The organism is Streptomyces sp. NPDC048257 (assembly GCF_043201855.1).
Lineage (GTDB): Bacteria > Actinomycetota > Actinomycetes > Streptomycetales > Streptomycetaceae > Streptomyces.
Genome location: NZ_JBICZI010000036.1, coordinates 41,533 through 58,398, shown reverse-complemented (window position 1 = coordinate 58,398; position 16,866 = coordinate 41,533). Strand labels below are relative to the sequence as shown.

The window sequence follows — 16,866 nt, the reverse complement described above, 5'->3', positions numbered from 1 at the left end:
CACGTCGGCACCACGCTCCCCAAGGCCGTCAAACAGATCTCCACCGACCACAAGAAGAACGACCAGGCCCTCCACGACGACTTCAACCGCCTGAAGAAGGACTCCACCGGAGGCGGCGAGGGCGGATCCGGCGGGGGCGGCAAACCGCCGACCGGCGGAGGCGGAGGCACAGGCGGAGGCGGCGGAGGCGGCGGAGGGGCCGGTGACGGCGGCCCGGCCGGCCGGCGCATGGACCCCCAGCCCAAGTGGCACGGCCAGACCGCCGGGAACATGAAGCACCACCGGCGGGACGCGCTGCACGTCGACCACCTCTCGCCCGAGGACCAGCGCAAGCTCATGGTCGAGGAGGCGAGGAGACTCGCGAACGACGCCAAGAACCAGCCCCAGACCAACCCCTACCCGGAGGGCAAGCACCGCCTGAAGACCGCGTGCGGCGGCACCCTCCTGCACGACGGAGTCCTCACCGTCCACTCGAGCAACGCCACCACCGGAACCGCGTCCATGAACCGCCACCCCGCCGTGCAGAATCTGCTGGACCAGGTGGAACAGCAGCTCACCAGCGAGGGGAAGGACACGGGTAATGGCCACGGAAAGTGCTCGGAAGTCGCACTCATCTCCGATCGCCTGCACCAGCTCGATCCCACGGGAACCAAGATCGTCACACCTGCCGACGTCCAGGAAGCCATGCGTGGATCACTCATCCACACACGGCAGATCGGCGACATGCGGCCCGGCGACGACCAGATCCTGCACGGGGAGTACAAACCCCCGTGCAGGTCATGCACGAGACTGCTGCCCATGGCCGGAGTGACACCCCACCAGCACTGAGAGGAGGAGAGAAGTGGCCAGAATGACACCCGAAGAGGTGGAAGCCGCGGTGACCGCGGCCGGCTGGCATCCCGGGCGCGACATCGGGGACCAGGTGGCGGCCCTGACCCGCGTGGTCACGGAGAAGTACGAGGAGGAGGGCTTTCCCCTCGAACCGCTGCACACCGCGGTCGACTTCCTCCGGGAGTACGGACAGTTGAGGCTGGACATCCCCGGCGACCCCCCGGACGCAGCGGTGTTCGTCCCCCACTGGATCTACGAGGAGAGCGGCGAGGACGTCGCCGAGCTGGCCGCCGACCTCGGCACCAGGGTGTTTCCCATCGGGTACGACGCCTTCGACCGGTCGATGATCCTCATCGACGAGGCCGGCCGGTTCTTCCTGCTCCACCACACAGGGCCCTATTTCGTGGGCAGCAACACGTACGAAGCCCTCAGCTGCCTGCTGCGCGGGCCGCTGGAAGAAGCGGGGAACTACTTTGTCTGATCCGGTACCCGGCGTGGCCGCCTCACTGCTCGTACAGAACAAGGTGCTGAGCCACACCAGCCTCAGCGGGGACGGCGAGCCCCGTCTGCACCCCGCCGTGCAGCAGTTCCTCGACGCGCTCCCCGCCGCGCAGCGGGAACCGTTCATCGGCCTCTGCGCCGAATCCGCCCTGGTGTCCGACCAGTTCTACGCCCTGGACCAGCAGCGCGGCGACGGGCGGAGCACCGGCCTCGACGAAGCCCTGCCGCACTTCGCCGGAGCGGCCGTCGTCGCCCGGAAGATCCGGCCGCACGGGGACCCCGAGCACGGGACCGAGGCCGAGGTGTGCCGGTCCTGCTCCGCACTGCTCGACCGGCTCGGTATCGCCGTCCTCCATGACCGGTGACCTCGACGCCCCGGACCGGGCCGGCGCCGCCGGGCACCCCGCCATGCTGGCCGTGCTGGAGGTCGCGGCCCTCGGCTGGGAGCTGTTCCCCGCCGCCGAGGAAGCCCTGCGGGCCTGGCACGGGCGACGCGTGCCCCCCTCCGGCCCCGGGCTGGACGTCGCGCCGACCGGGGCGGCCGTGGACCCGCGCGAGGCCGCGTACACCGTGGGCAGCTTCCACCGCCTCGGCGCGGACCTCGGCGTCCGGCTCTTCCCCTTCGGCCGGACCGACGCCGACGCCCCGCTCGCCGTCGACGAACTCGGCCGTCTGTTCACCGTGGACCACGGCGGCGCCCGGCTGCTCGGGGAGAGCGTGCCCGAGGGGCTGACCTCACTCGCGCAGGGGCGGATGCCCGTACGGCTCACGGCGCGGCGGGAGGCATGGACGGCCGGGCCGCTGCCCGCCGAGGAGCTGCTGCTCGAAGGGGTCAGGGCCGCGCTGACCGCCGTCTACGTCCTGCACCGTCACGGCGCGTACAGTGCCCGCGCAATCCGGCTGCGCGCCACCCCCCTGCGCGGGATCGGTGCACTCGCCCTCGACCGGGTCTTCCCGCTTCCCGGAGGATCACTGGAAGCCGCGGCCGATCCGCTGGCGCGGGACATGGCCGAGGCGCTCGCAGCCGCGGGCGTCCGCACCCAGGGCACCGAGCTGCAGCTGTCCGTGCCGCCGCCGCCCGCCGTCACCGGACCGCCCGCGACCTTCGCGTGGGCCCTGACCGTGGGCGCTTCCGCCGCCCACCCGTCCACGGCCGACCTCACCCTCACCGCAGGCCGGGGAGCCTCCATCGGCAGCCCCGCCGAGGTCTTCGCCGCCTGCGTCGCGGACCTGGCCCGCCCGGCCGCCGCGGAGATCGTGGCGACCGCATGGCGGACCGTCCTCGCCTACGGTCCGGACCGGGTCGATCCCGCCGTGCCGCAGGCCGCGTACAGCCATCCGGCGCTCCGGGAGCTGTTCCCGGCGGTCAGCCACGGCGTGCTGTACCTGAGCCGCTGCACCCGGTTCCCATGGACCCGGGACATCGGTACCGCCTTCCCACAGGTCAGTGGCGGCTACCGGGTGCGCCGCCAGTCCGACAACACGCTCCTCGGCGTGGCGGAGACGGTGGAAGAGGCCTACCGCCTGATCGCCGCGCATCTCCCCGAGGGCTGTGGCCCGGCGATCGACGGCACCTCGAACGACCTGTGACGCCGCCCTGACGCATGGCACGGGCCACGCCCCGACATGGCGGCGGCCCCGTCCCCCCGGAGGGGGCGGGGCCGACCGGCCGTGCAGGCGGATGGGGATCAGACGGCCTCGACGACGCCGGACGCCGCGATCTCGACCTTGCCCTTGGGGGCGCCGGACTGGGAGCCCAGGGCCTCGATCTGGTCGACGAGCTCCTTGCCCTCGACGACCTCGCCGAAGACGACGTGCTTGCCGTCGAGCCACGAGGTGACGACCGTGGTGACGAAGAACTGCGAGCCGTTGGTGTTGCGGCCGGCATTCGCCATCGACAGCAGGTACGGGCGGTCGTGCTTCAGCTGGAAGTTCTCGTCCTCGAACTTCTCGCCGTAGATGCTCTTGCCACCGGTGCCGTTGTGGTTGGTGAAGTCACCGCCCTGCAGCATGAACTGGGGGATGACGCGGTGGAAGCCCGAGCCGGCGTAGCCGTAGCCGTTCTGGCCGGTGCACAGCTCGCGGAAGTTGCGCGCCGTCTTCGGGACGACCTCGTCGAAGAGGGCGAAGACGATGCGGCCGGCGGGGGCGCCGTTAATGGTGATGTCGAAGTAGACGTTGTCGCTCATGGGGTCCATCCTGTCACTCCCGGTGCGGTGCGCTACCAGGCGGGGCCGCAGCCCCGCCTCCCGGCAGGTCAGCCGCTCGTACGGGTGCCCGTGCCCTTCGCCGCGTCCAGGGCGTACACGCAGCGGTCCTTGCTGCACGCGTAGACCACCCCCGCGTCCGCCACCGGGGCGCCCGTGATCTCGCCGCCCGTGGCCAGCTTCCAGCGGAGCTGGCCACCCGCCGCGTCCAGCGTGTACAGGCAGTGGTCGGCCGACCCGAAGTGCACCCGGCCGTCCGCGACCGCCGGCAGGCCGGTGATCTCGCCGCCCGCCGCGAACCGCCACTTCGGGGTGCCGGTGACCGCGTCGAGCGTGTACAGCGCGCTGCCCGCACCCAGGTGGACGTTGCCGTTCGCGACCACCACCGGATCCGCGGACTGGCGTGCCTCCGTCGCGATCCGCCAGCGGTCGTGGCCGGTGGCCGCGTCGAGGGCGTACACGGTGCCCAGGTAGTCGACGAGGTAGACCCCGCCGCCCGTGATCGCCGCGCCCGGCGCGAAGGCCGGGGGCGCCAGGAAGACCGCCGGGGCCTCGAAGTGCCAGCGGACCCGGCCCGAGGCCCGGTCCACCGAGAGGACCCGGGTGCCGGCCGCGATGTAGACGTTGCCGTCCGGGGCCGGAGTGACCCGGACGGGCACGTTCCCGCAGGAGGCCGCGTCGCCGATCGGGTACGACCAGGACTCGCGGCCGCTGCGGGCGTCCAGCGCGCGCAACCGGGCGTCCTGCCACACGTACACCGTGCCGTCGTGCAGGACGGGAGCCGCCTCCGCGGTCTCGAAGTCGCTCTGCGCGCCGGACAGCTCCCACAGCTTGTGGCCGCTCGACGCCTCACGGCCCTGTACGCCGCCCCCGCGGGTGGCGGTGACGACCGTGCCGCGCTCGGCGCGCAGCGCGTACACCCAGGCGTCGGTGGACAGCCGCCACCGCTCGGAGCCGTCACCGGCGTCGAGCGCGTAGAGGGAGGGGCCGTCCGAGGCGTGGATCCGGCCGTCGGCGACCGCCATGGACCAGGCGACGTCGCGGGTCTTGAACTGGCGGCGGCCGCTCGCCACGTCCAGCGCGTGGACCTCGAAGGAGGTCACGTAGAGCAGGTTCCCGGCGACGGTCGGGGTGCCCCAGACCTCGTTGGACATGCGGAAGCGCCACGGCCGCCAGCGGCCGCTGTCCGGGGCCGGGCCCTGGCTCGGTACGGGCTGCACCGCCGAGGGGGTGGCAACCGACCCGCCGGGCGGACGGATCCAGCCGGTCGCCGAGTCCGAGGCGGAGGCCGAGGCGTGCGCGGCCGGGGCGGCGGCCGTCGCGCGCGGACCGGGCCCGATCGGCACCGGCGAGCCGCCCAGGCGCACCGGCTCGCCGGAGGGCACCGGGGACATCGGCGGGTGGTGCGGGCGCTGCGGGACGGCCTGGCCGGTCCGCGGGTCCACCCAGGAGTCGACCCCGCGCGGGCGGCGGTGCGTGGCGGCCTCGGAGGCCGCTCCCCGGCCCCCGGAGTTCGGCCCGGGCGCCGCCGCCACGGGGGCGGGCGGCGTACGGTGCCCCGCGCGCCGGGCCTCGATCATCGCGACGGCCCGCGTGGGCAGCCACGCGGAGGCGGTCCCGCTGTCGTCGCCCCCGTCGAACAGGTGCGGGGCGAGCTGCGCCTGCAGGTCGGCCGGGGTGGGGCGCAGCGTGGCGTCCATCTGCATGCAGGAGTCGATCAGCGGCCGCAGCTCGGCGGGGAGCCCCTCCAGGTTGGGGCCCTCGCGCAGCAGCATGAAGACCGTCTCCACCGGGTTCGCCCCGTGGTACGGCGGGTGCCCGGTGGCGGCGAAGACGAGGGTGGAGCCGAGGGAGAAGACGTCGCTGGCGCCCTTGACGCTGCGCGAGTCCTTCGCCTGCTCGGGCGACATGTAGGCGGGGGTGCCGACGGCGACGTTCGTCATGGTGAGACGGGTGTTGGAGACACCGCTCGCGATACCGAAGTCGATCACGCGCGGGCCGTCCTCGACGACGAGCACATTGGACGGCTTCAGGTCGCGGTGGACCAGGCCGGCCCCGTGGATGGACTGCAGGGCCTCGGCGATACCGGCCGCGAGCCACCGTACGGCCTGGGCGGGCATGGGCCCGCACTCGTGGACGATCTCCTCCAGGGAGGGCGCCGGGACGTACGCGGTCGCCAGCCACGGGACGGCGGCGCGCGGGTCGGCGTCGACCACGGCCGCGGTGTAGAAGCCCGAGACGGCGCGAGCCGCCTCCACCTCGCGCGTGAAGCGGACGCGGAAGAGCTGGTCCTCGGCGAGCTCGGTCCGCACCGTCTTGATCGCGACCCGCCGTCCGGACGCGGACCGCGCGAGATAGACCAGCCCCATGCCGCCGGCGCCGAGCCGTCCCAGCACCTCGAAGGGGCCGATCCGTCTCGGGTCGTGCTGCGTCAGCTGCTCCACCACTCGCCTCCACACCTCCCCGTACGGGCCACTCACCGGGCCCGCTTCCGCCGGCACGGGGCCCTGCCCCGTGCAGCGTCTCACCCCGGGCGCCACCCGGGTCGAGCAACCCCGATTCTGTCAGGCCCGGACCCGGTCCGGCCCCGGCACGTCGAGGAGGGCGGTGTGATCTGCTCGGCGATCCGTCCGGGAAGGCCTACGCCTCCGGCTTCGTCCGGGGTTCCGACAGCAGCCCGAAGACCGCCCCCTGGTTGTCGGCGACGACCGCGATGCGCCCGTAGGGGGTGTTGAAGGGGTCTGCGGTGACCCGGCCGCCGAGCCGCTGGACCATGGCGACCGACTGGTCACAGTCCGGGACGGCGAAGTAGGCGAGGAAGTGCGCGGGCATGATCTCCGGGAAGGCGTCGGTGATCAGGCTGCGGCCCAGGACGGCCGTGTCCGTGCCGGGCGCGGTCCCGGGCGGGGACCAGATCCGGTACTCGACGCCGGCGTCGTCCTGGTCCTGCGGGACGTAGCCGAAGACCTTGGCGTAGAAGACGTCGACGGCGTCGCGGGCCCGCGTGTAGACCTCGCTCCAGCAGTACGTGTACGGCTCCTGCTGGGCGTCGAAACCGTGGTGGGTGCCGGGCTGCCACAGGCCGAAGACGGCTCCGCCGGGGTCGGCGGCCATCGCGGCGGTGCCGTACGGGCCGACCGGCATCGGGTCCATCACCATCTGGCCGCCGGCGGCACGGATGCGCTGCGCGCAGGCGTACGCGTCGGTGGTGTAGAGGTAGATCCCCCAGACGGTGGGCATCCGGCCGTCGGGTTTGGGGGCGAGGGCGGCGACGTTGCGGCCGCGGCTGTAGGCCTGGGTGTAGTGGCCGTACTCGGCGCCCGCGCTGTCGGCGAAGGTCCACCCGAAGAGCTCACCGTAGAAGCGCTTGCCCGCCTCGACGTCCGGAAGCGAGGCGTCCACCCAGCAGGGTGCGCCTTCCGCGAATGCGGCCATGGGCCCGTTTCCTTCCGTTGTGCGGGGGTGTGTACCCTCCCACCTCTCCCAGCCATGATCTGCCCGAAAACTTGTCCACAGCCTGTTGATAAGACTAATCGGGGGAAATCTCGCGGAACCGGGCGACACGCCCGGGCCGGGTTCCCGGGGGCCGCCGGGGCGCGGCCACGGTCCGGTGGGGGCCGCGCAGGGCCGCGATCCCGGCCGGAATGCCCCTCAGCGGCCGCCCGGGAGCAACTTCCGCCCAGGCCAGGGACCCCGTAACCCCATTTGCAGGCGGCCGAATAGCGCGCCGATCACCCCTCGGTAAGCTGACGGCATGACAGGACAAGTACGCACCGTCGACGGGCGTGTCGCCGGCCGGCGCGGCCAGGCGACGCGGCAGAAGCTGCTCGACTGCCTCAGCGAGATGCTCAGCTCCTCGCCGTACCGCGACGTCAAAGTGATCGACGTCGCCCGCAAGGCCGGTACCTCCCCCGCGACCTTCTACCAGTACTTCCCGGACGTCGAGGGCGCCGTCCTGGAGATCGCCGAACAAATGGCCACCGAGGGCGCGCAGTTGACGTCGCTCGTCGAGGGCCGGACCTGGGTCGGCAAGTCCGGATGGGCCGCTGCCGAGGAACTCGTCGAAGGATTCCTGGAGTTCTGGCGCCGCAACGACGCGATCCTGCGGGTCGTCGACCTCGGCGCGGCCGAAGGCGACAAGCGTTTCTACAAGATCCGCATGAAGATCCTGAACTCGGTCACCAACTCCCTCACGGAATCGATGAAGGAGCTCCAGGCCAAGGGCAAGGTCGACAAGGACATCAGCCCCGCGGCGATGGCCGGTTCGCTGGTCGCGATGCTGGCCGCGGTCGCCTCGCACCAGAAGGGCTTCCAGACCTGGGGCGTCAAGCAGGCCGAGCTCAAGCCGAATCTGGCGCTGCTCGTCCACCTCGGCATCACGGGCAAGAAGCCGACGAAGTAGCGGCGGCCCCCGGACGCCCTCCAGGGGCCCGCCGACCTCGCCCGACCCCTGCACACGCACCTGCCCGGACCCTGCCCGACCCTGCACGCACCTGCCCGGACCCTGCCCGACCCTGCACGCGCCTGCCCGACCGCCCGATCACACCCCACCCACGCCGATCACGCCTGCGATCAGCGACGCTCCAGGCGGAACAGCCGGATCTCGCGCTCGATGCGCGCCTGGTACGTCGCGTACGGCGGCCAGAACCTCAGCACCGCCCGCCACGCCTGCGCGCGTTCCTCACCCGCCAGCAGCCGGGCCCGGACGGGAATGTCCCGGCCTTGCCAACTCACGTCCGCGTCCGGGTGCTTGACCAGATTCCCGGTCCATGCCGGGTGCCCCGGCCGGCCGAAGTTGGAGCCGATCAGGATCCACGTCGTCCCGCCGTCCTCCGGCATGCAGGCGAGCGGGGTCGTGCGCGGCTCGCCGGTCTTGGCGCCCTTGGCGGTGAGGATCACGCCCGGCAGCATCTGGGCGCTCAGGATGACCTTGCCGCGGGTCAGCTTGTGCACCGCCTTGTCCATGGCGGGGATGAAGTGCGGCGCGATCTTGGCGAAGAGCATGGTCGAGGAGACCTTCTGCATCAGCTTGACGCCGGAAGCCATCAGACGGCCACCTTCTCTTGGGCGGGCGGGGACGGGGGCTTGGACGTGGACGTGGCGGGGGGTGCGGGCGGGGGCGTGGGTGCGGGCCGGGCCGGGCGGTCCGCAGGAGGGACGGCGGCCGGATCCGTGAACAGACCCGCACGGTCGGCGGCGTGCGCCCGCAGCCGGTGGACCGGGCCGAACAGCAGCTCGTCGGCCGCCGCCCGCTTGAAGTAGAGGTGCGCGTCGTGCTCCCAGGTGAAGCCGATGCCGCCGTGCAGCTGGATCGCCTCGCCCGCGGTCATCCGCAGGGCCTCCAGGGCCTGGGCGAGCGCGAGGCCGCCCTGGTCCGGGTCCCAGGCCGCGTAGTAGGCCGCCGAGCGGGCCGCCTGCACCTGTACGTACAGGTCGGCGAGCCGGTGCTTGACCGCCTGGAACGACCCGATCGCCCGGCCGAACTGCTCGCGCTGGCGTACGTAGTCGACCGTACGGGCGAGCGCCTGTCCGGCCGCGCCGACCGCCTCGGCGGCCAGCACGGCGGAGGCCGTACGCCCGGTGGCGGCGAGCGCGCCGAGCACATCGGCCCCCTCGTCGCCGAGCAACTCCGCCGGGGCGTGCCTCAGTTGGATCCTGGCCTGTGGGCGGGTCTCGTCGAGCACGGCCTGCCGGGACCGTACGAGCCCGGGCGCGTCCTCCCGCACGAGGAACAGCAGGGTGCGGCTACGGGCGAAGCCGCCCGTGTGCGCGGCGACCAGCAGCAGACCGGCGCTGTGCCCGTCGAGCACCTGGGCGGCTTCCCCGTACAGCCGCCAACCGCCTCCGGCGTCGGCGTCGGCGGCGCCGGCACGGGCCTGGACGCCGCCCGCGCGGCCGCCGCCGGACCACTGCCCGGAGGCGTCCTCGCCGGTCAGCGCGAGGGCGGTGGCCAGTGCCGGGCCGCTGACGGCGAGGGCGGCGGTCAGCCCGCCCGTCGCCAGCGGCGGGAGCAGCGCGGAGCGCTGGGCGCCGGTGCCGAGGGCGGTGATCAGGGGCGCGCACAGCGCGGCGGTGGCCAGCAGCGGCGAGGGCAGCAGCGCCCGCCCCGTCTCCTCGCAGGCCAGGGCCAGGTCGGCGGAGGTGCAGCCGACACCGCCGTACTCCTCGGCGACGGCGATGCCCGGCAGCCCGAGCTGCCGGGCGAGCTGCTGCCAGAGCTCGCGGTCGTGTCCGGCGGTGGTGCGGACGGCGGCCTTGACCTCGTCGGGGCCGCAGCGTTTGCCCAGGATCTCGCGCAGGGTACGGCGTATCTCGTCCTGCTCCGCGGTGAAGGCGGCATCCATCGTCGGGCTCCTCCCCGTATCTGACGGGCCGTCATGTTAGGCCCGGCGGCACCAGATGCACAGGGGGCGGCGAGGGCGGGTTGCGCGGAGGGGTCTAGCATCTGACGTTCCGTCAGATATACCGTCCCTTCATGCCTGCACCCACACCTGGACCCACGCCCGGACCCACACCTGGACCCACGCCTGGAACGACACTGGGACCCACACCTGGTCCCACGCCCGGACCGACGCCCCGTGGCCGCCGGAGGGTGGCGGTGGTCGGCGTCGCCCTCTCGGACTGCGGCCGGGTCGACGGTCCCACCCCCTACGCCCTGCACGCGCAGGCCGCCCGCCGCGCCCTGGCCGACTCCGGCCTCGACCGCTCCGTCATCGACGGCTTCGCCTCGGCCGGCCTCGGCACCCTCGCACCGGTCGAGGTGGCCGAGTACCTGGGCCTGCGCCCCACCTGGGTCGACTCCACCTCCGTGGGCGGCTCGACCTGGGAGGTCATGGCCGCCCATGCGGCGGACGCGATCGCCGCCGGGCACGCCAACGCCGTGCTCCTGGTCTACGGTTCCACGGCCCGGGCCGACATCAAGGCGCGGCGCCGCACGTCGAACCTCTCCTTCGGGGCGCGGGGACCGCTGCAGTTCGAGGTCCCGTACGGCCACACGCTGATCTCCAAGTACGCCATGGCCGCCCGCCGCCACATGCACGAGTACGGCACGACCCTCGAGCAGCTCGCCTCGGTGGCCGTACAGGCCCGGGCGAACGCGGCCACGAACCCGGACGCCATGTTCCGCGACCCGATCACGGTCGAGGACGTCCTGTCCGGGGAGATGATCGCCGACCCCTTCACCAAGCTGCACTGCTGCATCCGCTCGGACGGCGGCTGCGCGGTGCTCCTGGCGGCGGAGGACTACGTACCGGACACCGCGAAGGCCCCCGTCTGGGTGCTGGGCGCGGGTACGTCCGTCTCCCACACCACGATGTCGGAGTGGGAGGACTTCACCGTGTCCCCGGCGGCGGTCTCGGGCCGCATCGCCTTCGAGCGGGCCGGCCTCACCCCGGCGGACGTGGACCTCGCGGAGATCTACGACGCCTTCACCTACATGACCCTGGTGACGCTGGAGGACCTCGGCTTCTGCGCGAAGGGCGAGGGCGGGGCGTTCGTGGAGAAGGGCCGCCTGCTGCGCGACGGGGAACTCCCGGTCAACACCGACGGCGGCGGCCTGTCGGCCTGCCACCCCGGGATGCGCGGCCTGTTCCTCCTGGTCGAGGCGGTCCGCCAACTCCGCGGCGAGGCGGGCCCGGGCCAGGTCACCAAGCCCGGCGGCCGCCTCCCGGAGGTCGCCCTGGCCTCGGGCACGGGCGGCTGGTTCTGCTCGTCGGGAACGGTCCTGCTGGGGCGGGGGTGAGCGGCCCCCGCCCGGGGGCGGGGCCGCCGCTACTTGCCCTCGGCGAGCGTGTGGGCGACGAGCGCGTTGGCGTGACCGTGCCCCAGGCCGTGCTCGGCCTTGAGCCACGAAACGAGCTCCATGTGCTTGGACAGCGGCGAGGACCGAATGAGGTCCTGCCACTCCCCGATCGGACGTCCGTACTTCTTCTCGATCGAGGGGAAGTAGCTGGCGGGGCCCTTGACTGTCTCGGCCATGATGCGGATCCTCCGGGGCGGGGCGGGGCGGGTGTGTGCGGGTGCGGGTGCGGGTGCGGGTGTGGGTGTGTGCGGCTTCCGTAGGTATGACTCCTGCGGGACGGAAAACTCATCGGCCCGGGGGAAACCCTTCGGGGCGGGGAGGCGCGGCGGGGCGTGGCGGGGTCGGCGGGCGCGGCGGGGGCGCTGGCGGCGGGGCCGGGCGGGCGGGAGCGGGAGGGTGTGGGGCGGCTTCGGGTGGGCGGGAGCCGAACCGGCGGGAGCAGCAGAGTGTGGGGGCGGCTCCGGGAGGGCGGGAGCCAGCTGAACGGCATCAGGGATGGGTATGGGGGTTTCCCGTCAGTCTCATCGTCTCTCCGGTTCGGGCCGGTCCCTCAAGGGCGCTCGTTCCTCGCGTCGCTTCGCGATGTCGCTGCGCTCCACCCTTGACCGACCGTCCCGCCCCGGAAAGTCGAAGACTGTCGGGAAGCCCCCAAAAGAACGAGCCGGGCCAAGGACAAAGGGACGGCCTCGTCGGAGATGCCCAGCCCGGTCGGGCGCAAGAGGCCACGTCCGGCAGGCGGGGCCCATGCCCGCCGTCGGCCGGGTCGGTGGGGCGCGCCACATCGCTACGCGCTCCTCACGTCTCAGCGTCCGACGACCGTCTTGGGCTGGGCATAGACCGCCCACGACCTCAGTTCGGTGCCCGCTATGCGTCCGACGACCGTCTGTGGCTGGGCATACGCCGCCCACGACCTCGCTTCGACGCTCGACATGCGTCCGAGACCTCCCGGGGCTGGGCAAAGACCGTCCACGACCGTGGTTCGGTGCCCGCTGTGCGTCCGGCGACCGTCTGCGGCTGGGCATAGGCCGCCCACGACCCTTGGGCGCTCCTCATGCGATGCGTCTGACGGCTGTTGGGGGGTGGAGGCGCGTCAGACGGCGGCTATGTCGAGGTGAGCTCGGGTCAGTGAGTGTGTGCGGCCCAGAAGGCTGACCGTTTGCCCCAATTGACCTTATTTGGGTGTGGGTTTGTGGTGCCGTCCTCGCGTTGACCCGCCCCCACCTCGGCTGAGCCGAGGAATCAGCCGACCGCTCCTCGCAACGGCCCCTGACGGCCGTCGGTCGCAGTCAAAGAGAGAGTGCTGATGCTGCGGGCGGCTTCTGCCCAGCCACAGACGGTCGTCGGACGCATGTCTGGCGCCGAGCCGAGGTCGTGGGCGGCTTATGCCCAACCCAAGGCGGTCGTCGGACGCATGTCGCGCGTAGAGCCGAGGTCGTGGGCGGCTTATGCCCAACCCAAGGCGGTCGTCGGACGCATAGCGGGCACCGAACCGAGGTCGTGGGCGGCCTATGCCCAGCCCAAGACGGTCGTCGGACGCTGAGAGGTGAGGAGCGCGTAGCGATTGGACGCGCTCCCCGATCCGGCCGATGGCTGTGATGGGCCTCGCCTGTCGGTCGTGCCTCTTGCGCCCGACCGGGTCGGGCATCTCTGACCGCCCCGTCCCTAAAGGCTCCGCCCGGCTCGTTCTTTTGGGGGCTTCCCGACAGTCTTCGACTTTCCGGGGCGGGACGGTCGGTCAAGGGTGGCCGAAGGCCATCGCGTAGCGACGCGACGAAGGAGCGCCCTTGAGGGACCGGCCCGAACCGGAGAGACGATGAGACTGACGGGAAACCCCCATACCCATCCCTGATGCCGCCCGAGCAGCTCCCGCCCACCCGAAGCCACCCCCACACCTCCCGATCCCGCCCCAGCAGCTCCCACCCCCCGAAGCCCCCGTCGACCGCCACCGACCCCACCCACCCCGGTTCCACCGCCGAAGCCACCCCCACACCCCCCGACCCCGGCCGGGTGACTTCCGCCCCACCCCGCCCCTGATGTTCCATGGCCCGCATGAGCAGCGACATCAGCGGTACCCCCGAGACCGGTGGCACCCGCGAAACCGGCCCGACCACCGCCGACGAATTCCGCGCCACCCTGCGTTCCCTGCGCGTGTGGGACTCCCCGCTCCCCGGGTTCGACACCACCACCGCGCCCGGTGAGCCCCTGGCCCTCTTCCGGGAGTGGTTCGTGCATGCCGCACGCGCGGGGCAGCTCGAGCCGCACACCATGAGTCTGGCCACCGTGGATGGAGACGGGCGGCCCGATGTGCGGACGCTGATGCTGCACGACGCCGACGCACGGGGCTGGCACTTCGCCTCGCACGCCACCAGCGCCAAGGGCGTGCAGCTGGCGGGGCAGCCGGAGGCGGCTCTCGGGTTCTACTGGCCCTCCGTGGGCCGCCAGGTCCGCGTCCGGGGTCGGGTCGGCGCCTGCGGGCCCGAGGAGAGCCGGGCGGACCTGGCGGTCCGCTCGCGGGGTGCGCTCGCCGCCGCGCTCACGGGGCGCCAGAGCGAGGTGCTCGGCTCCGTGGAGGAGCTGGCGCGGGTCTCGGCGGCCGCCTGGGAGCGGGCCGGAGCCGAGCCGGACGCGCCGGCCCCGACCTGGACGCGGTACGTACTGGAGCCCGCCGAGGTGGAGTTCTTCCAGGGGGACGCCGCCCGCCGGCACATCCGCCTGCGGTACTCCCGTACGGCCGGCGGGTCCTGGGAACGCGAGCTGCTCTGGCCCTGACCCGGTCAGTCCGGCGCCGGCCGGAAGACCGCCACCCACACGCCGTCCGCCGCCTCGCGGAAGGTGACCGTCAGCGGCATGCCGATGTGCAGGTCCGCCGCCTCACAGGCCACCACCTCGGTCATCATCCGCGGGCCCTCCGCCAGGTCGACGACAGCCGCCGTGTACGGGACGCGCGTACCGAAGGGCGGGAGGTCGTTGCGGTGGATCACCGACCAGGTGTAGAGGGTCGCCCGGCCGCTCGCCGTCTCCCACGTCACCCGCTCCTCGCCCGCCCAGCAGAACGGGCAGAACTCGCGCGGATAGTGGTGTGCCCGCCCGCAGTCGGCGCAGCGCCGCAGCAGGAGCCGGCCCTCGGCCGCCGCGTCCCAGTAGGGCCGGGTGAACTCGTCCGCCTCGGGGAGGTCGTAGCGCACGGTGCCGGTCACAGGAACCATCCGATCGCCGCGTCGAGGGACCAGGTCTGCCAGGACATGGCGAGGAGGGCGACGAGCGAGATGAGCGCCATCATCGCGTTCTGCCCCTGCTCGGCCCAGTCGTGGATCATCAGCACCAGGTAGAGCAGGTTCAGCAGGAGTCCGCCGACCAGTGCGACGGGGGTCAGGAAGCCGAGCACCAGGCCGAGCCCGAGGGCGAGTTCCGCGTAGACGACGATGTACGCCATCGCCTTCGGCCGTGGTGCGACGACGCGCTCGAAGCCGCCCTTGACGAAGGTCCAGCGGTGTTTGCCAGCGACGTCGGCGGCCCAGGCGATGCCGGTGCCGCGCTCGAACCAGCCCTTCTTGTCCTTGTGCCGCCAGCTCTCCAGCCACCACAGGCCGAGGCCTATCCGGAGCACGGCGAGCCATTCGGCTCCACTGAGCCAGATGGTCTGCATCGGCAGCCCCCACCCCTCTCGCGATCGACGCGCACGCTCTATCTGACGGTACGTCAGTTGAGCGGATCCGGGGCGATCGCGCAAGGCCCCGGCCGGACGCGGGTCCACCGCCCGCGGGCGCCGCGCGCGCCCGTGATCGATCCGCAATCGATTCCCCGCCCGACCGAGACCCATCAACCCAGCGTGGCGATACGATCACACCTCATGCCCGGAGACCCGACAGCACCCGACATGACCACCCAGCCCCGCCCCGTGTACGTCATCGGGGCCGGTCCCGGCGGCCTCGCCGCGGCCGCCGCGCTGCGCGCCCGCGGGGTCCGCGCGGTGGTCGTCGAGAAGTCCGACGCGGTCGGCACGTCCTGGCGGCGGCACTACGACCGGCTGCGCCTGCACACCACGCGCCGCCTCTCCGCGCTCCCGGGCCTGGCCATGCCGCGCCGCTTCGGGCGCTGGGTCTCCCGCGACGACGTCGTGCGCTACCTGGAGAAGTACGCCGAGTTCCACGAGCTGGAGCTGGTCACCGGCGTGGAGGTGACCCGGATCGAGCCCGCCGGAGCCACCGGAGCCACCGGAACCACCGGAGCCACCGGGCCCGCCCCCGAGGGTGAGGACGGCTGGATCCTGCACGCCACCGGCGGGCGGGAGCTGGCCGCCGCGGCCGTCGTCATCGCCACCGGATACAACCACACGCCCGCGCTCCCCGACTGGCCCGGCCGGGACACGTACAGCGGCCGGCTGCTGCACGCATGCGACTACCGCAACCCCCAGCCGTACGCGGGCCAGGACGTCCTCGTCGTCGGCGTCGGCAACACCGGCGCCGAGATAGCCGTCGACCTCGTCGAGGGCGGCGCGGCGCGGGTACGGCTCGCCGTGCGCACCGCGCCGCACATCATGCGCCGCTCCACCGCCGGCTGGCCGGCCCAGCGCAGCGGGATCCTCGTCCGCAGGCTGCCCGCGCGGCTGGTGGACCGGCTGGGCGCGCTCGTCGCCAGGGCCTCCGTACCGGACCTGTCGGCGTACGGTCTCCCGCGCCCCGCCACCGGCCTGTACAGCAGGGTGAAGCAGGGGTCGATACCAGTTCAGGACGTCGGTCTGATCGACGCGGTCCGCAGCGGCAGGGTGGAGCCGGTGGCCGCCGTCGAGTCCTTCGACGGCGCCGAGGTGGTGCTCGCGGACGGTTCGCGGATCACCCCGGAGGTGGTGGTCGCGGCGACCGGCTACCGCCGGGCCCTGGAGGGCCTGGTCGGCCACCTGGGGGTGCTCGACGAGCGCGGCCGCCCCCGTACGCACGGGGCCCGCACCCCGGAGCAGGCGCGCGGCCTGTACTTCACCGGCTTCTCCAACCCCATCAGCGGGATGTTCCGGGAGATGGCCATGGACGCGGAGAAGATCGCCAAGGCGGTCGCCCGCCGGGCGCGGGCGGGTGCCGCGTGAAGCTCCTCGGCACGAACGCCGCGGCACGGATCCGGGCTGCCGCCCTGACCGCCTGGAGCGAGCCGCTGTCCCGCGGGTACGTGGCGCTGCTCGCGGTGTGCGCGGTGTGGTCCATGACCGGCGGCGTGGGGCTCGGTGAGGGCGGCTGGCTGATCCGCAGCATCGCGGTGGTCCTGACGATGCCCTGGTTCCTCGTCGTGCACCTCCTGCTCGCCGTCACCCAGCTCGACTTCTGGCTGCTCGGCTACAACTTCTACTTCGAGTCGCCCGCCTGGCTGTTCGAGCCGCTCTGGGCGCTCTACTGCCTGACCGCCGGGCTGCTGAACGCCCGGCTGCTGGCCCGTGTGTCGCGCTCGACGCGGGAGGCGGGATCCGCGCCGTGGTGGGTCCCGATGTTCGCCCTGGCCTTCTTCGCCGGCCTGTTCGCCCTCTGGCACGCGTGAGGC

At 72.9% G+C, this 16,866-nt stretch carries 17 protein-coding genes; 9 read left to right on the top strand and 8 right to left on the bottom strand.

The window, feature by feature from the left end; all coding sequences use genetic code 11:
• From ACGFZK_RS35875 to ACGFZK_RS35860, 4 genes are all read left to right on the top strand, one after another.
• Positions 1–828 (top strand): YwqJ-related putative deaminase (locus ACGFZK_RS35875; RefSeq protein WP_393853014.1); only part of this gene is annotated, 828 nt, incomplete at its 5' end.
• A gap of 22 nt (positions 829–850) precedes the next feature.
• A complete protein-coding gene (locus ACGFZK_RS35870) occupies positions 851–1,312 on the top strand; it encodes an SUKH-3 domain-containing protein (protein WP_393853020.1) in 462 nt (153 codons plus the stop codon).
• A gap of 13 nt (positions 1,313–1,325) precedes the next feature.
• Positions 1,326–1,697 (top strand): YwqJ-related putative deaminase, encoded by a 372-nt coding sequence (locus ACGFZK_RS35865; RefSeq protein ID WP_393853013.1) that lies wholly within the window; start codon positions 1,326–1,328, stop codon positions 1,695–1,697.
• Positions 1,687–2,922 carry a DUF6193 family natural product biosynthesis protein gene (locus ACGFZK_RS35860; protein ID WP_393853012.1) on the top strand — a complete coding sequence of 412 codons (1,236 nt, stop codon included), beginning with the start codon at positions 1,687–1,689 and terminating at the stop codon, positions 2,920–2,922. Before ACGFZK_RS35865 ends, ACGFZK_RS35860 begins: the two co-directional genes overlap by 11 nt.
• Positions 2,923–3,020: 98 nt before the next feature.
• Here the strand turns inward: ACGFZK_RS35860 and ACGFZK_RS35855 are convergent, their stop codons facing one another.
• From ACGFZK_RS35855 to ACGFZK_RS35845, 3 genes are all read right to left on the bottom strand, one after another.
• Complete coding sequence (locus ACGFZK_RS35855) at positions 3,021–3,521, bottom strand: peptidylprolyl isomerase (protein WP_393853011.1); 501 nt, start codon at positions 3,519–3,521, stop codon at positions 3,021–3,023.
• Positions 3,522–3,589: 68 nt separating this feature from the next.
• Positions 3,590–5,986 carry a serine/threonine-protein kinase gene (locus ACGFZK_RS35850; protein ID WP_393853010.1) on the bottom strand — a complete coding sequence of 799 codons (2,397 nt, stop codon included), beginning with the start codon at positions 5,984–5,986 and terminating at the stop codon, positions 3,590–3,592.
• A 193-nt stretch (positions 5,987–6,179) separates the two neighbouring features.
• Positions 6,180–6,974, bottom strand: coding sequence for a VOC family protein (locus ACGFZK_RS35845; RefSeq protein WP_393853009.1), 795 nt, complete (start codon positions 6,972–6,974; stop codon positions 6,180–6,182).
• Positions 6,975–7,293: 319 nt separating this feature from the next.
• Between ACGFZK_RS35845 and ACGFZK_RS35840 the strand changes: the two genes are divergently transcribed.
• Positions 7,294–7,941, top strand: a complete 648-nt coding sequence (locus tag ACGFZK_RS35840; protein WP_030013555.1) for a TetR family transcriptional regulator — start codon at positions 7,294–7,296, stop codon at positions 7,939–7,941.
• Between the two features lie 170 nt (positions 7,942–8,111).
• Here the strand turns inward: ACGFZK_RS35840 and ACGFZK_RS35835 are convergent, their stop codons facing one another.
• Positions 8,112–8,585 (bottom strand): nitroreductase family deazaflavin-dependent oxidoreductase, encoded by a 474-nt coding sequence (locus ACGFZK_RS35835; RefSeq protein ID WP_393853008.1) that lies wholly within the window; start codon positions 8,583–8,585, stop codon positions 8,112–8,114.
• Positions 8,585–9,883 carry an acyl-CoA dehydrogenase family protein gene (locus ACGFZK_RS35830; RefSeq protein ID WP_393853007.1) on the bottom strand — a complete coding sequence of 433 codons (1,299 nt, stop codon included), beginning with the start codon at positions 9,881–9,883 and terminating at the stop codon, positions 8,585–8,587. The genes ACGFZK_RS35835 and ACGFZK_RS35830 overlap by 1 nt, the downstream gene beginning before the upstream one ends.
• Before the next feature lie 254 nt (positions 9,884–10,137).
• Between ACGFZK_RS35830 and ACGFZK_RS35825 the strand changes: the two genes are divergently transcribed.
• Positions 10,138–11,280 (top strand): acetyl-CoA acetyltransferase, encoded by a 1,143-nt coding sequence (locus tag ACGFZK_RS35825; protein ID WP_393853006.1) that lies wholly within the window; start codon positions 10,138–10,140, stop codon positions 11,278–11,280.
• A 29-nt stretch (positions 11,281–11,309) separates the two neighbouring features.
• Here ACGFZK_RS35825 and ACGFZK_RS35820 read toward each other — a convergent pair whose 3' ends face one another.
• The gene (locus ACGFZK_RS35820; protein ID WP_393853005.1) at positions 11,310–11,516 is read right to left on the bottom strand and encodes a DUF4287 domain-containing protein; all 207 of its coding nucleotides are present in this window, start codon (positions 11,514–11,516) and stop codon (positions 11,310–11,312) included.
• 1,873 nt (positions 11,517–13,389) lie between these two features.
• Between ACGFZK_RS35820 and ACGFZK_RS35815 the strand changes: the two genes are divergently transcribed.
• On the top strand, positions 13,390–14,109 hold the full coding sequence (locus ACGFZK_RS35815; protein ID WP_393853004.1) for a pyridoxal 5'-phosphate synthase: 720 nt from the start codon (positions 13,390–13,392) through the stop codon (positions 14,107–14,109).
• A gap of 5 nt (positions 14,110–14,114) precedes the next feature.
• On the opposite strand, the gene ACGFZK_RS35810 is transcribed toward ACGFZK_RS35815, so the two are convergent.
• Complete coding sequence (locus ACGFZK_RS35810) at positions 14,115–14,546, bottom strand: Zn-ribbon domain-containing OB-fold protein (protein ID WP_393853003.1); 432 nt, start codon at positions 14,544–14,546, stop codon at positions 14,115–14,117.
• Positions 14,534–14,986, bottom strand: coding sequence for a DoxX family protein (locus tag ACGFZK_RS35805; RefSeq protein ID WP_393853002.1), 453 nt, complete (start codon positions 14,984–14,986; stop codon positions 14,534–14,536). The genes ACGFZK_RS35810 and ACGFZK_RS35805 overlap by 13 nt, the downstream gene beginning before the upstream one ends.
• A gap of 204 nt (positions 14,987–15,190) precedes the next feature.
• Here ACGFZK_RS35805 and ACGFZK_RS35800 point away from each other — a divergent pair, with 204 nt between their 5' ends.
• Both ACGFZK_RS35800 and ACGFZK_RS35795 read left to right on the top strand, forming a co-directional pair.
• Complete coding sequence (locus ACGFZK_RS35800) at positions 15,191–16,420, top strand: flavin-containing monooxygenase (protein WP_393853001.1); 1,230 nt, start codon at positions 15,191–15,193, stop codon at positions 16,418–16,420.
• A complete protein-coding gene (locus ACGFZK_RS35795) occupies positions 16,417–16,863 on the top strand; it encodes a hypothetical protein (RefSeq protein WP_393853000.1) in 447 nt (148 codons plus the stop codon). Before ACGFZK_RS35800 ends, ACGFZK_RS35795 begins: the two co-directional genes overlap by 4 nt.
• The last annotated feature ends 3 nt before the right edge of the window (positions 16,864–16,866 follow it).

Coding starts and splice junctions, on each gene's coding strand:
- ACGFZK_RS35840 (WP_030013555.1), top strand. CDS start 7,294: ATGACAGGACAAGTACGCACCGTCGACGGGCGTGTCGCCGGCCGGCGC.
- ACGFZK_RS35815 (WP_393853004.1), top strand. CDS start 13,390: ATGAGCAGCGACATCAGCGGTACCCCCGAGACCGGTGGCACCCGCGAA.
- ACGFZK_RS35845 (WP_393853009.1), bottom strand. CDS start 6,974: ATGGCCGCATTCGCGGAAGGCGCACCCTGCTGGGTGGACGCCTCGCTT.
- ACGFZK_RS35855 (WP_393853011.1), bottom strand. CDS start 3,521: ATGAGCGACAACGTCTACTTCGACATCACCATTAACGGCGCCCCCGCC.
- ACGFZK_RS35805 (WP_393853002.1), bottom strand. CDS start 14,986: ATGCAGACCATCTGGCTCAGTGGAGCCGAATGGCTCGCCGTGCTCCGG.
- ACGFZK_RS35800 (WP_393853001.1), top strand. CDS start 15,191: ATGCCCGGAGACCCGACAGCACCCGACATGACCACCCAGCCCCGCCCC.
- ACGFZK_RS35830 (WP_393853007.1), bottom strand. CDS start 9,883: ATGGATGCCGCCTTCACCGCGGAGCAGGACGAGATACGCCGTACCCTG.
- ACGFZK_RS35810 (WP_393853003.1), bottom strand. CDS start 14,546: ATGGTTCCTGTGACCGGCACCGTGCGCTACGACCTCCCCGAGGCGGAC.
- ACGFZK_RS35860 (WP_393853012.1), top strand. CDS start 1,687: ATGACCGGTGACCTCGACGCCCCGGACCGGGCCGGCGCCGCCGGGCAC.
- ACGFZK_RS35820 (WP_393853005.1), bottom strand. CDS start 11,516: ATGGCCGAGACAGTCAAGGGCCCCGCCAGCTACTTCCCCTCGATCGAG.
- ACGFZK_RS35870 (WP_393853020.1), top strand. CDS start 851: ATGACACCCGAAGAGGTGGAAGCCGCGGTGACCGCGGCCGGCTGGCAT.
- ACGFZK_RS35835 (WP_393853008.1), bottom strand. CDS start 8,585: ATGGCTTCCGGCGTCAAGCTGATGCAGAAGGTCTCCTCGACCATGCTC.